The organism is Hydrogenibacillus schlegelii (genome assembly GCF_001653195.1).
GTDB classification, from domain to species: Bacteria; Bacillota; Bacilli; order Thermicanales; family DSM-22653; genus Hydrogenibacillus; species Hydrogenibacillus schlegelii.
This window is the reverse complement of record NZ_JXBB01000023.1, coordinates 121914-135744: the sequence shown is the minus strand read 5'-3', so window position 1 is coordinate 135744 and position 13831 is coordinate 121914. Positions and strand designations below refer to the sequence as shown.

At 68.7% G+C, this 13831-nt stretch carries 14 protein-coding genes; all 14 read right to left on the bottom strand.

Annotated elements, in window-relative coordinates; translation table 11 throughout:
- Window positions 1–12: 12 nt before the first annotated feature.
- Complete coding sequence (prfA, locus tag SA87_RS07565; RefSeq protein WP_066201697.1) at window positions 13–1086, bottom strand: peptide chain release factor 1; 1074 nt, start codon at window positions 1084–1086, stop codon at window positions 13–15.
- 150 nt (window positions 1087–1236) lie between these two features.
- Window positions 1237–1977 carry a YhcN/YlaJ family sporulation lipoprotein gene (locus tag SA87_RS07560; RefSeq protein WP_169816927.1) on the bottom strand — a complete coding sequence of 247 codons (741 nt, stop codon included), beginning with the start codon at window positions 1975–1977 and terminating at the stop codon, window positions 1237–1239.
- A 52-nt stretch (window positions 1978–2029) separates the two neighbouring features.
- Entirely contained in the window at window positions 2030–2233 is a 204-nt protein-coding gene (gene rpmE / locus SA87_RS07555) for a 50S ribosomal protein L31 (RefSeq protein ID WP_066201695.1), read from the bottom strand.
- A 194-nt stretch (window positions 2234–2427) separates the two neighbouring features.
- Entirely contained in the window at window positions 2428–3249 is an 822-nt protein-coding gene (locus SA87_RS07550) for a M23 family metallopeptidase (protein ID WP_066201499.1), read from the bottom strand.
- A 29-nt stretch (window positions 3250–3278) separates the two neighbouring features.
- The gene (glpX, locus tag SA87_RS07545) at window positions 3279–4250 is read right to left on the bottom strand and encodes a class II fructose-bisphosphatase (protein ID WP_066201691.1); all 972 of its coding nucleotides are present in this window, start codon (window positions 4248–4250) and stop codon (window positions 3279–3281) included.
- A 69-nt stretch (window positions 4251–4319) separates the two neighbouring features.
- Entirely contained in the window at window positions 4320–5006 is a 687-nt protein-coding gene (locus SA87_RS07540) for a hypothetical protein (RefSeq protein ID WP_066201494.1), read from the bottom strand.
- A gap of 3 nt (window positions 5007–5009) precedes the next feature.
- Window positions 5010–5690, bottom strand: a complete 681-nt coding sequence (fsa, locus tag SA87_RS07535; protein ID WP_066201490.1) for a fructose-6-phosphate aldolase — start codon at window positions 5688–5690, stop codon at window positions 5010–5012.
- A gap of 36 nt (window positions 5691–5726) precedes the next feature.
- Entirely contained in the window at window positions 5727–6581 is an 855-nt protein-coding gene (gene fba / locus SA87_RS07530) for a class II fructose-1,6-bisphosphate aldolase (protein WP_066201489.1), read from the bottom strand.
- Between the two features lie 185 nt (window positions 6582–6766).
- Window positions 6767–7138, bottom strand: a complete 372-nt coding sequence (locus SA87_RS07525; protein WP_066201488.1) for a response regulator — start codon at window positions 7136–7138, stop codon at window positions 6767–6769.
- Window positions 7139–7264: 126 nt separating this feature from the next.
- Window positions 7265–8926, bottom strand: coding sequence for a CTP synthase (locus tag SA87_RS07520; RefSeq protein ID WP_066201485.1), 1662 nt, complete (start codon window positions 8924–8926; stop codon window positions 7265–7267).
- 111 nt (window positions 8927–9037) lie between these two features.
- The gene (gene rpoE / locus SA87_RS07515; protein WP_066201688.1) at window positions 9038–9535 is read right to left on the bottom strand and encodes a DNA-directed RNA polymerase subunit delta; all 498 of its coding nucleotides are present in this window, start codon (window positions 9533–9535) and stop codon (window positions 9038–9040) included.
- Window positions 9536–9579: 44 nt separating this feature from the next.
- Window positions 9580–10224 (bottom strand): TetR/AcrR family transcriptional regulator, encoded by a 645-nt coding sequence (locus SA87_RS07510; protein ID WP_082718270.1) that lies wholly within the window; start codon window positions 10222–10224, stop codon window positions 9580–9582.
- Window positions 10225–10365: 141 nt separating this feature from the next.
- The gene (locus tag SA87_RS07505) at window positions 10366–11559 is read right to left on the bottom strand and encodes an acetyl-CoA C-acetyltransferase (RefSeq protein ID WP_066201479.1); all 1194 of its coding nucleotides are present in this window, start codon (window positions 11557–11559) and stop codon (window positions 10366–10368) included.
- 174 nt (window positions 11560–11733) lie between these two features.
- On the bottom strand, window positions 11734–13815 hold the full coding sequence (locus SA87_RS07500; protein WP_066201685.1) for a (Fe-S)-binding protein: 2082 nt from the start codon (window positions 13813–13815) through the stop codon (window positions 11734–11736).
- Window positions 13816–13831: the final 16 nt, after the last annotated feature.

The following is a 13831-nucleotide window of genomic DNA, read 5'->3' as shown; positions in this document are numbered from 1 at the left end:
CCGCACCGCCCTTCAGGCGCCTTCCATCGCCGAAAGTTTCGCCGCCCGCTCGTGAAGGAGGAGCGGTTCGATGATGAGGTCGAGCTCCCCTTCGAGGACGGCGTCCAGCCGGTGGAGCGTAAGCCCGATCCGGTGGTCGGTGACGCGGTTCTGCGGAAAGTTATACGTCCGGATCCGCTCGCTTCGCTCCCCGGTGCCGACGGCGGCCTTTCGGGTCTGGGCGAGCTCGGCTTCCTGCTTTGCCCGCATCCGTTCATAAAGCCGCGCCCGGAGGATCTTCATCGCCTTGTCCTTGTTTCGGTGCTGGGAGCGCTCGTCCTGGACGCTCACGACGATGCCGGTCGGCAGGTGGGTGATGCGGACGGCGGACATCGTCGTGTTCACCGACTGGCCGCCGGGGCCGCTCGAGGCGAACGTATCGATCCGGAGGTCTTTTTCGTGGATTTCGACGTCGACGTCCTCGACTTCCGGCAGCACCGCCACCGTCGCCGTCGACGTGTGGATGCGGCCGCCGGATTCGGTGACCGGGACCCGCTGCACCCGGTGCGCCCCCGATTCGAATTTGAGCCGGCTGTACGCCCCGCGGCCCTGAATCAGGCAGACGATTTCCTTGATGCCGCCGAGGTCGGTGTAATGGGCGTCGAGCACGTCGACCTTCCAGCCTTTGGTCTCGGCGTAACGGCTGTACATGCGAAACAGGTCGGCGGCAAACAGCGCCGCCTCTTCCCCGCCGGCGGCGCCTCGGATCTCGAGGATGACGTTTTTGTCGTCATTCGGGTCCTTCGGCACGAGGAGGGTCCGGAGCTCCGCTTCCGCCCGCCCGAGGGCATCTTCGATCGCCGAAAGCTCCTCCTTGACGAGTTCCCGCCAGGCGTCGTCGTCCGCCGCCTCGAGGAGGGTCCGGGTCTCCTCCCGCCGGGCGACGAGATCGCGGTACGCCCGGTAAGCGGCGACGGTCGGTTCGAGCTCCGCCGCCTCTTTGGCGAGCTTTTGATAGCGGGCCGGATCGGCGAGGACCGACGGGTCGGCGAGCTCCGCTTCAAGCGCTTCGTAGCGCCGGACGATCGCCTCCAAGCGTTCGAACACCGGTCTCCCCCCGCTCCCGATCGTCGGCGGCCCCCGCGCCGCCGCGGCGCGAGGGCGAATCGATAACTTTTTTATGATATAAAAAAAGCCTTTCGGAGGCAATCTATGTAAAACGTGCACGACTCGGCGGTCGTGCACGGGCCCCGGCCGTTACCGGGCGGCCGGCGCGAGGTGACGGTCGAGTTCCTCGATGTCGCTCCGGTAGCGGGTCACGTCCGGCGTGCCGCGGAGCCGTTCGCCGAGGGTGCCGATCCGCTGCATCAGGCCTTTGTCCGAGGTGACCCGGATGTTGTACTCCGGATAGGCCCGGGCGACCCGATCGGCGGCCGTCCGCTCGATCCGGAGGGCCTGATCCCGCGGGACGGCGTCGCCGATGTCCAGGCCGACGTACGCCGTGTTGCCGACGATGACCGCCGTCGCCCGGTTGACGCCGGGGACGGAGGCGGCGGTGCCGGCCATCCGCGTCGCCACCGCGTTCAGATCCGGGAGGGCGTTCGGATTCGGCGTCCCCCACGGTCCGGGCGACGGAACGCGCTCGCCGGTCGCCGTCGGCCGCATGCCCGGCGTCCGGGCGGGCGGATGGGCCGTCTCCGGCGCCGCAGGGGTGCCGGGGGTCATCCGGGCGGCGCCGTCCGGGGCGATCGGCGTCGCCTGCGGCGCCGTGCCGCGGTAGGTCACGTCGGTCGGCGTCCGCTCGCCCATGCCCGTCGTCGACTGCTGAGGCGTGCAGGCGGCGAGGGCGGCGGCCAGGCCCAGGGCGGCCAGGGGAAGGAGCGGCTTTTTCATCGCCTGTTCCACCTCCTCGCCCTTAGCATGGCTCGCCGCCGGGCGGCGGTTGAGGCGATCTTCTTTCCAGCGCCGCCGTGGCACCGGCGCCGGCGCAAACGGCACCGCAGGCAAAAAAAGCCGCCGGGTGCGGCCGGTCGGGCCCGCTCCCGGCGGGTCAGGACGGCAGGTTGTACTTTTTCCGGAACCGGTCGATCCGGCCGCCGGTGTCGACGAACTTCTGCTTGCCGGTGAAAAAGGGGTGGCACGCCGAGCAGATCTCGACCCGGAGCACCGGCTTGACCGAGCCGGTCTCAAACGTGTTGCCGCACGAGCAGATGACGACGGCCTTCTGATAGGTCGGATGGATGTCCTTTTTCATGCCTTCACCTCCTCGCCGCCCGAGGCGGGGTCCCGGAACGTCCGTCGCGGATCCTTCGAGCAAACGGCCTTCATTATACCACGGTCCCGACGGCACCGCAAGGGACTGGTCCCGGCCCCCGATCCCCTCGCGAGGCTCCGTCGCCCGAGCCGGTCCGCCTCGCCGGAGGCCGACCGATCCCGGCCCGGGCGGGGTCACCCCCCGGACGGCCGTGCGGCCCCTGTCCCGGCCCACCCCGCGGACCGGAGCAGGGGCAGGGGATCGAGGGGACGGTCGTTCTGCCGGATTTCGAAATGAAGGTGGATGCCGGTCGCATGCCCCTCGGCGCCCATGAGACCGATCGGCTCTCCGGCGCGGACCAACTCCCCTTCCCGGACGAAGCGCCGGGCGAGGTGGGCATAGGTCGTCTCCAGGCCGTCGCCGTGGGCGAGGATGATGAGGTTGCCGTAGCCGCCGGCAAGGCGGCCGCTCAGCCGCACGATGCCGGACCGGGCGGCCCGGATGATCCGATCCCCCCGCGCGCTCACGAGATCGACGCCGTAGTGAAACCGCCCCCACCGGGGACCGAACGGACTCGTCACCCGCGGCGCCTCCACCGGCCAGAGAAAGGGGACCGGCCCGGCGACGGCCGGGGCGTCGTTCGCCGGAAGGGCCGCCGCTTCCCGGGACGCCTCCCCGGCCGAAAGCGCCGCCCCGTCTCCCGGCGGCGCCGGTATGCCGGCGGCCGGCCGCCGGGCGCCGGTCGGGTGAACGGGGGGGCCGTAGGTCGGCGCCGCCTCCTGACGCCGCGGCTCCGGCCGGCCCGCCGGGACCACCGGAAAGCGCGCCGCGAGGTGGCGGTAGCGCACGTTCGCGGCGACGGCGGCCGGCTTTGCCGGAGCGTCCGGTCCCGGCGAAGCCGGCGCCGGGCGAGCGGAAGGGGCGGCGCCCTTCGGCGGCGTCGGACGGACGGGATAGCCGGCGGCGGCCGGCCTCTCGACGACAGCGTCCATCGGGACGTCCGTGACCGCCCGCACCTCCTTCGGCCGAACCGTCTTCGGCGGACTCAGCGGACGACGAAGTCGGGCTTCCGTTCCAGCCGGTGCTCCGCCTCGATGAAGCGGATCGTTCCGGATTTGTACCGCATGACGACGGAGTGCGTCCGGGCCGACGTGCCGGTAAAGCGCACCCCGCGAAGGAGCTCCCCGTCGGTGACGCCGGTGGCGGCGAAGATCGCGTCGTCGCCTTTGACGAGGTCGTCGAGGGCGAGGATGCGCCGCTCGTCGGCGATGCCCATCGCCCGCATCCGCCGCCGCTCCTCGTCGCTTTGCGGCACGAGGCGACCTTGAAAATCGCCGCCCAGGCACTTCAGGGCAACGGCGGCGATGACGCCTTCCGGCGCGCCGCCGATGCCGAAGAGGATGTCGATGCCGGATTCGGGAAAGGCGGTGTGGATCGCGGCCGACACGTCGCCGTCCGGGATCAGCTTGATGCGGGCGCCCGCCCGGCGGATCTCCTCGATCAGCCGGGCGTGCCGGGGCCGGTCGAGGACGACGGCGACGACGTCCTCGACGTCCTTGCCGAGGGCCCGGGCGACGGCCTTCAGGTTTTCTTCCACCGGCGCGTCGAGGTGCACCGCCCCCCGGGCCTTCGGACCCACGGCGATTTTTTCCATGTACATGTCCGGCGCGTGCAGGAGATTGCCCCGATCCGCGACGGCGACGACGGCGAGGGCGTTCCACGTGCCGTTCGCGACGATGTTCGTCCCCTCCAGCGGATCGACGGCGACGTCGACCTCCGGCGCGCCGGGGATGTCCATGCCGAGCCGTTCGCCGATGTAGAGCATCGGCGCCTCGTCCATCTCCCCTTCGCCGATGACGACGACGCCTTTCATCGGCACCGTGTCGAAGACGGTCCGCATCGCCTTCGTCGCCGCCTCGTCCGCTTCGTGCTTCTTGCCGCGGCCGAGCCAGCGGGCCGAAGCGATCGCCGCCGCCTCCGTCACCCGGACGAGTTCTAACGTGAGGCTTCGCTCCATCTCCGGCACCTCCCCCGTGCGTTCCGGCCTGTTACGGTTCGACCGGTTCTCGCGCTCGGCGGCCCGGCCCTACGACCGCGATCCGGCGGCCTTCTCCCCGCCCTCCGTCGCCCGGCGGGCGGCCGCCCCGAGCCGCAGGATGCCGGCGTAATACAGCGCGATGCCGATGAGCTCCGTCAAGGGCAAAACTTCCGGCAGGGCGACGTATTTGGCCAGCACCCCGCCGGAACTTAAGACAAGGGCGGCGGCAAAGATGATGAGAAAGCCGTCTCGGCGCGTCTGCCACCAGGAATACGCCGCGCTCCCGAGCAAGATGAGTCCGCCGACGGCGGAAAGGAGCGGGCTGAAGATCCGCACCGAACCCGGCATGAACTCGCCGCCGACCGGCCCCTTCATCGTCCAGATCGCCGGGTCGACCGGCGCCGCGATCAGCGCGACGAGGAAGGCGGCGGAAAGGAGGACGGCGGCGATGAGGTACCCGCGGCTCAGCCAGTTCGACCCGCGGGCATACAACGTCCCGGCGGCCATGAAGGCGACGAGGGCGATCGCCGGGAAGTAATAAATCTTGTACATCACCGGGTTCCATCCGAAAGCGCTTCCATAAAATTCGCCGAAGGCGGCCGCCGCAAAGAGGAAGAGCGACAGGGCAAACAGCCCGTCGGACGGCCGCCGCCTTTTTTGCCAGGCGCGGAAGACGTCGAGGGCGAAAAACAGGCTGATGAACACCGCGAGCAAGGGAAACAGCCAGAGCGCCATCCGTCATCCTCCTTTCGGGCCGGCGCCCGGGACGGGCTCCGCGCCTCGGGCCCGGCGCCAGTCGGCCAGAAACCGCTCGAGCCCCTGAGCCGTGAGCGGGTGCTCGATCAGCTTCATCAAGACGGCGTAGGGGACGGTGGCGATATGCGCCCCGGCCCGGGCCGCTCGGGCGACGTGCTCCGGGTGGCGGATGCTCGCGGCGATGACCTCGGTGTCGAGGTGGTGCCGCTCGAACACCTGCACGATGTCTTCGACGAGGGCGATGCCGTCGTGGCCGATATCGTCCAGACGGCCGACGAACGGCGAGACGTACGTCGCCCCGGCCCGGGCGGCGACGAGCGCCTGGTTCAGCGTAAAGACGAGGGTCACGTTCGTCGGGATGCCGAGGCGGGCGAGCCGATCCGTCGCCCGAAGCCCCTCTTTCGTGAGCGGCACCTTGATGACGACGTTCGGGCCGAGTTCAAAGAGCCGCTTCCCTTCCTCGACCATCCCGTCGGCGTCGGTGGCGATGACCTCGGCGCTCACGGGGCCGCTCACGATGCCGATGATCTCCTTGATGACGGTGTGAAAATCCCGCCCTTCCTTGGCCACGAGCGTCGGATTCGTCGTCACGCCGCTTAAGACGCCGAGGGCGTGGGCTTCCCGGATCTCCTCGATGTTGGCGGAATCCAAAAAGAGCTTCACCGACGCGCCCGGCTTCGCCGGGCTTCACCTCCCCGGTCAGGCTTTTCCGCTCGAACCGAAAAGCCGCATCTTCGCCCGGACGACCTCTCGCATCGCGTCCCGGGCCGGCCCCAGGTATTTGCGGGGGTCGTAGACGTCCGGCTTTTCGGCAAAGATCCGTTTGATCGTTTCGGTCATCGCGACCTGGTTTTCCGTGTTGACGTTGATCTTCCCGACGCCGAGGGCGATCGCCTGCCGAACGTCTTCTTCCGGCACGCCGGAGCCGCCGTGGAGGACGATCGGCGCCTCGATCGCCCGGGCGACCGCCTCGATGACGTGGAAGCGGATCTTCGGCCGCCCTTTGTAGATCCCGTGGGCCGTGCCGACGGAGATCGCCAGCGCGTCGACGCCCGTCTCTTCGAAGAAGCGGATCGCCTCCTCCGGCCGGGTGATCTGCGCCTCCTCGTCCTCGACCGAAAGGTCATCTTCGACGCCGCCGATTCGGCCGATCTCCCCTTCGACGGAGACGCCCATCGCGTGGGCCACCCGAACGATCTCCCGCGTCAGGCGGACGTTCTCTTCGAAGGGAAGATGCGAACCGTCGAACATGACCGACGTAAAGCCGGCCCGGATCGCCCGCATCACGCTTTCAAAGCTCGACCCGTGGTCGAGGTGGAGGACGACCGGGATGTCGCTTCCTTCCGCCGCCGCCCGGGCGAGGGCCACGACGTAGCGCTCCCCCATGTACTTGAGGGCGCCCTCGCTCACGCCGAAGATCAACGGCGCCCGCTCGAGCTCCGCCGCCTCCATGATCGCCTGCACGAATTCGAGGTTGTTCATGTTAAATTGCCCGACGGCAAACCGCTCCCGCTTTGCCCGCCGCATGAGTTCCGTCATCGCAACGAGCGGCATCGCGCACCTTCTCCTCCCCACCGTCCCCGCGCTCGGCGCCGGCGGGGGTCGGCCCGATCCGATCCGGCGCCCGCCCGGGCGATCGGTCGATTGTGCCCTTATGATGATAACCTTATTATACAACAAAAATGGCCGCCTGATCGACCGGGCGGCGGATCGGCCAAAGACCGGTCCGGCGGGCCGGATCAGACGGCCGGCGAGAGGTGCCGGGCCACCTCGTGCGAAAGCTCGGCGATGTCAAACGGCTTGGCGAGATACGTCTCGACGCCGAGGCGCCGCGCCTCGTGGATCTGCTCGACGTCTCCGTAGGCGGACATGACGATCACCGGGACCTTTAACCCCTCGTTCCGCAAGGCGCGAAGCACCTCGAGGCCGCTTTGGCCCGGGAGCTTCATGTCCAGCAGGATGAGATCGAACGACCCCTGATGCGCCCGGATGGCGCCGAGGGCTTCCCGGCCGTCCGCCGCCAGATGAACCGTATGCCCCTGGCGTTCGAGGATCTCCTTCAGCAGAAGGCGAATGCCCGCCTGATCGTCCACCACCAAGATGTCCGCCACCGCCTTCCCCCCCTTCACCGCCGGCCGCGGTCAGATTCAACCGCTCCCGAAAAGAATTATACCGCAAAAAGGAGTTTTCGGGTACGGCGGCGCGGGAGAAGGGGGCAGGCGAAAAAAGCCGGCCGGTCACTCTGACCGGCCGGCCGCTCCTTTCGAAGCCGAAGGCGGTTCGGAGGCGAAAAAGCGATGCTCGAGGGCGGCGGCGAGAAACGCCCGGATGAGGGGATTCGGGCGGTTGAGGCGGGAGGTGAATTCCGGATGATAGAGCGTCGCCACGTACCACGGGTGCGACGGAAGCTCGAGCGCCTGCACCCGGCCCTGGCCGGTGGCGGCGACCCGAAGTTCGCCGCCGAACAGGACATCGGTGAGCGCCGGGTTCAGGGCGAACCGGTGCCGGACCCGCTCGACGCCCCTTTCGGCGCCGTATGCCGCTTGAAGGCGCGACCCCGGCGCGAAAGAAAGGGCGACGTTCCCGAGGCATAAGGCGCTCCGGGGATCTTCCCCGTCGGCCGCCGGACGGACCGGAACGACGACCGCCGGGTCCGCCGCCGGATCGACCTCGACGCTCCCGGCCCGCGGAAAGCCGAGGACGTGCCGGGCGTATTCGACCGCCGCAAGCTGCATCCCGAGACCGATGCCCAGAAACGGCACGCCCGCCTCCCGGGCGTAGCGGATCGCCCGGATCTTCCCCTCGGCGCCTCGATCGCCGGAGCCGCCGGGGACGAGGATGCCGGCGACGCCGGCCAAGGCCTCCCCCTCGCCGCCCGCCTCGAGGGCCTCCGCCGCCACCCAGCGCAGCCGGACCTCGGCGCCGAGGGCACATCCGGCGTGCTTCAGCGCTTCGACGAGGCTCAAGTAGGCGTCGTGGAGGGCGACGTACTTGCCGACGAGGGCGATCTCGACGGCCGTCTCCGGCCGTTTTAACCGTTCGACGAGCCGGGCCCACTCGGCGAGGTCCGCCGGCGGCGCCGCGAGGTGAAAATGGGCGAGGATCGCGTCGTCGAGCCCCTCCTTTTGGAGAAGGAGCGGCACTTCATACGGCGTCTCGGCGTCGACCGCCTCGACGACCGCCCGAGCCTCGATGTCGGCAAACAGGGCAATTTTTTCCTTGACCTCCGGCGGCAGCGATCGGTCCGCCCGGCAGACGATGACCGTCGGCTGGATGCCGATGCTCCGGAGTTCCTTGACGCTGTGCTGCGTCGGCTTCGTCTTGAGCTCGCCGGCGGCCTTGAGGTACGGCACGAGCGTCACGTGGACGACCGCCGTCTTTCCGCGGCCGACCTCGTGCCGGATCTGCCGCACCGCCTCCAGAAACGGCAGCGACTCGATGTCGCCGACGGTGCCGCCGATCTCGGCGATGAGAAAATCGGGCCGGCTTTCGTCAGCCAGGGCGTAGATGCGGCTTTTGATCTCGTTCGTCACGTGGGGGATGACCTGCACCGTCTCCCCCCGGTAGTCCCCGCGACGCTCCTTGGCGATGACGCTGGCGTAGATCTTCCCGGCGGTGACGCTGGAAAGGTGCGTGAGTTCGAGGTCGATGAACCGCTCGTAGTGGCCGAGGTCGAGGTCCGTCTCCGCCCCGTCCCCGGTGACGAACACCTCGCCGTGCTGGTAGGGGTTCATCGTGCCGGGATCGACGTTGATGTACGGGTCGAGCTTCATGATCGCCACCCGGAAGCCGCGGCTTTTCAGGAGGCGGCCGATGGAGGCGGCGGTGATGCCCTTCCCGAGGGACGAGGTGACGCCGCCGGTGACGAAGATGAAACGGGTCGAACGCGGATCGTTCATGGCGCGCGGTCCTTTCCGTCCATAATCCACCCAGAAATCCGCCCAAAAAAATAAAAGAAAAGCAAAAGCGCCCGCGGGGGCGTTTGCTTTTCCCGATGCCCTTCGCCTATTTTAGTGGTTTTCCTCGTCCTCTGCAAGCAGCTCGTCGCCGCCCAGAGGCTCGTCCTCGAGGGGATCGAGGTCGTCTAAGGCTTCGTCCAGCCCTTCGTCGTCGAGGAGTTCCTCGTCGTCGAGGTCGAGGCGCTCCTCCTCTTCCTCGAGGCCGAGGCCCTCTTCCTCCTCGCCGAGGACGTCGAGCTCCTCGTCGAGCTCGTCGCCGATGAGGGCGAGATACTGGGCGCCGTCTTCGTACTGCTCCGTCGGGTACCAGGCCTTAAGCCCCCACTCGCCGTCGCTCAAGCTCACGAAGCGGCCGTCGGTATTGAGGTCGGTGTAAAACTGGACGAGCCAGCGGTCGTGTTCTTCCGGCGGAAACCCCTTGAGCTCCGCGATGCGGCGAAACAGCTCGCGAAAGTTGAGCGCCGAGCCGTGCTCCAAAAGCAGGCGATGGGCGAGGTCGATCATCGCCGTCTCCCGGACGTCTTCCGCTTCCACGCGGCCGCCTGTCATCGGCATCCCTCCGCTTTTTCATTCTATCCGCAAGCGCCGGGCCGTCAATCCTCCGCCGACCGGACGTCTGACGGTCCCGCCGCAGCGGGCCGTCCCTCCGCCGGCCGGCCGCTTTCCGCCGGGACGCCGAGCTCGCCCAGAAGGAGCCGCGTCTGGGTGGCGATAAACCGCTCGATCGAATATTGTTTGCGAAGCGCCCAGCGGCGAAACGCCCACATCTCCGCCAGGACCACGATGTTTTCCGCCATGAGGTCGATGTCCTCCTCGGCGATGCGAAACACCCCCTGCGCCCGGCCGGCCCGAAGCAGGCGGGCGAAGAAGGCGACGATCTCCGCCTCCCGCCGGAGGACGTCCTTGAGCGCTTCCGGAAGGAGCGACTTCGACTCCTGGTAGATGAGGAGCACCTCGTCGTCCATGGCGTCGACGACCCGGATGAGCCGCTCGATGGCCAGCCGAAGGAGCGCGTCCGGCGGCGCCTCGAGCGCCTCCAGCGGCTCTAACCCTTCCCGCATCCGGGCGTTGATGTCGTAGCAGACGAGGTAGAGGACGTCTTCCTTGGACGAGATGTACTCGTACAGCGTGCCGATGCTGAAGCGAGACGCCTGGGCGATCTCCCGGGTCGTCGTCCGGTGAAACCCTTTTTCGATAAACAGGCGGACGGCGGCCCGGACGATCTGCTCCCGGCGCATCTCCACCAGCCGTTCGTCCTTGACGAACGTCGGGATGTCCTTCGGGCCGCTCACGGCCACCCCTCCTTTGCGGTCGGACGCCCGCCGCGGGCGATGCCCGCCGGGCCGCGGTCGCCCGTCGACCGCGCCGGACGACGGGCGTCAGTCGACCCGGACGAGGACGGCGTCGCCCTGGGCGGAGCCGCTGCAGATGGCGGCGATGCCGTAACCGCCGCCCCGGCGCCGAAGCTCCCGGATGAGCGTCAGGAGAATCCGGGCGCCGCTTGCGCCGATCGGGTGCCCGAGGGCGACGGCGCCGCCGTTCGGATTGAGGCGATCGGCGAAGTCCTCGTCGGTCAGACCCAAAAGCCGCCCGGAGATGATCGGCACCGCGGCGAACGCCTCGTTGATCTCGAGGACGGCGATGTCGGACAGGCGAAGGCCGGTCTTCTGGAGCAGCCGCTCGATCGCCCGGGCGGGGGCGGTGGCGATGTACGGCGCCTCTTCCGCCACCTGGGCGTAGCCGACGAGACGGGCCAGCGGACGCACCCCCCGCTCCGCCGCCGCCTCGCCGCTCATGAGGACGAGGGCGGCGGCGCCGTCGTTCACCCCGGGGGCGTTCCCGGCGGTGATCGTCCCGTCGGCGTCGAAGACCGGCGCAAGCGCCCGGAGCTTTTCGAGACTCGTGTCGGGCCGCGGCGCCTCGTCCCGCTCGACCCGGACCGTGCCCCCCTTCGGCTGCGGGACGGCGACCGGGACGATCTCTTCGGCGAACTTCCCTTCCTCCGTCGCCCGAACCGCCCGGCGGTGGCTTTCGAGGGCGAAGGCGTCCTGCGCTTCCCGGCTCACGCGGTACTCCCGCGCGACGCGGTTCGTGTGCTGGGCCATGTGGACGCCGTGGAAGGCGCACGTGAGCCCGTCGTAGACCATCAGGTCGAGGAGCACGCCGTCGCCCATCCGGAGGCCTTCCCGTGCCCGGGGGACGGCGTACGGCACGTTCGACATCGACTCCATGCCGCCGGCGACGACGACGTCGGCGTCGCCGGCCTTGATGCTCTGGGCGCCCAGGGTGACGGCCTTGAGCCCCGAGGCGCACACTTTGTTCACCGTCACCGACGGCGTCGACCACGGAAGCCCCGCCAGGCGGGCCGCCTGCCGGGACGGGATCTGGCCGGCGCCGGCGGTGAGCACCATGCCCATGAGCACTTCGTCGACGTCGGCGCCGTCCACGCCGGCCTCCTCGAGGGCGGCCCGAATCGCCGCGGCCCCGAGCTCGACGGCCCTTAAGGGCTTGAGCGCCCCCTGAAAGCGCCCGAACGGCGTCCGCTTCCCGGCGACGATGACGACGTCCCGCATCGCCCATGCCTCCTTCCTCTCGTCCCGTGCCTCCATCTCGCCCTCCGGCCCGCCGGCGGCCGGATGACCGACCGGCCGATCCGGCCCGGCGGGCGGACCGGACGTTCCCGGGCGTTCGCCGCGCGGGTTGGCGCCCGACCGGGCGTTCGGCCCGTCCGAGGGCTGAAGCGGCGCCTAGGAGACCCGGGCTTCCGCCTCCGGCGCTTTGTCCAAAAGCCCGAGGGAGCGGGCAAGAAGCTCGACGACGTCGTACGCTTCCGCCTCCGCCTCTTTTTGCTTGAGACCGTCTTCCATCATCGTCAGGCAGTACGGACAGGCGCTCGCGATGAGGCCGGCGCCGGTCTTTAAGGCCTGCTCCGTCCGAAGGCGGTTGACGCGGATCCCCTCCCGCTCCTCCATCCACATGAGGCCGCCGCCCGCGCCGCAGCACATGGCGTTTTCCCGGCTCCGATCCATCTCCACGAGCCGAACGCCGGGGATCGCCCGGAGGATCCGCCGCGGCGCCTCGAAGATGCCGTTGTAGCGGCCGAGGTAGCACGAGTCGTGATACGTCACCGTCTTATCGACGGGACGGGTCGGGACGAGCTTCCCTTCGTCGATCAGCCGGGCAAGGAGCTCCGTGTGGTGGACGACCTCCCCCTGCCAGCCGAAGTCGGGATATTCGTTTTTAAAGACATTATAGGCGTGCGGATCGAAGGTGAGGATCTTCTTCACGCCGTAGCGCTCGAAGGTGCGGATGTTTTCCTCGGCGAGCTGCTGGAACAAAAACTCGTTCCCGAGCCGCCGGACGGTGTCGCCGGAGTTTTTTTCTTCTTCCCCGAGGACGGCGAAGTTCACGCCGGCGTGGTTTAAGATTTTCACCAGCGCCCGGGTGATCTTCGTGCTCCGGGCGTCGTACGAGCCCATCGAGCCGACCCAGAGGAGGTATTCGAAGTCGGGGTTTTCCTTCACCGTCGGCGCGAGGCCGGCCTCCGCCTGCTTCCGCCAGGCGAGGCGCTCCGCCTTGCTGATCCCCCACGGGTTGTGCTGCCGTTCGATGTTCTGCATGGCCCGGGCGGCCTCCGGCGGCATCGATCCTTCGGTCATGACGAGGTAGCGCCGGAGGTCGATGATCTTGTCGACGTGTTCGTTCATCACCGGGCACTGGTCCTCGCAGTTCCGGCACGTCGTGCAGGCCCAGATCTCCGCCTCGCCGATGACGTCGCCGGCGAGGTGCCGGGCGAACACCTCCGCCCGAAGCGCTTCGTCGCCCCGGGCGAGGCGGACGCCCCGGGTGGTCGCAAAAAGCGCCTCCGGCAGCCACGGCGAGCGGGAAGTGACGGCGGCGCCCTTTTCCGTAAGATGGTCCCGGAGCTTGACGATGAGGTGCATCGGCGAAAGGGCCTTTCCGGTGTTCGACGCCGGACACATGCTCGTGCAGCGGCCGCATTCGACGCAGGCGTACAGATCGAGGAGCTGCTTCCGGGTGAAATCTTCGATCTTCGCCGCGCCGAACGTCTCCGCCGTCTCGTCGCTGAAGTCGATCGGCCGGAGCTTCGACGGCGGGCCGAGACGCCGGAGGTACGTGTTCACCGGCGCCAGAATGAGGTGCATGTGCTTCGACTGCGGGATGTAGACGAGGAAGGCGAGGAGATCGAGGAGGTGCAGCCACCAGGCGGCGTAAAAGGCCCCGGTCGCCGTCGACGGGCTCATGCCGGGGAAAAGGGCGGCGACGGCGCTCGCGACGGGCCGGTACGGGTCCCAGACGAGGCCGTGCATCCGGAGCTCGAAGGCGCCGGAGAGCATGAGGGAGAGGAGGAGCACCCCGAGAAAAAGGTAGACGAGGCCGGCCTTGAGCGTCGGCTCGAGCCGCCGGAGCCGCTCGATATAGCGCCGGTAGACGGCAAACAGGAGCGCGATGAGCACCCAAAAGACCGTCACGTCCTGCAGCCAGAGAAAGCCGGGGTAAAACGGCACCGGAAGGTGCGTCCCCGGGACGAGCCCCTTGAGAAAGAGGTCGATCGCCCCGAACTGGAGGATGATGAAGCCGTAGAAAAAGACGACGTGCATCAGCCCGCTCTTCCGGTCCTTGAGGAGCTTCTTCTGGCCGAAGACGTAGCGGACCACGCCCCGGATCCGCTCGCCCCGGTCGCCGGGAAGCGCTTCCGGCCGGCCGAGCCGGATGTAAGCGATTCGGGCGGCCAGGAGCCGGGCAAACTGCCAGACGGCGTAGCCGGTGACGAGGAGGAACAGAAGGGCGTTCACCACGAGCCACATCGCCGGTCGATCCCGC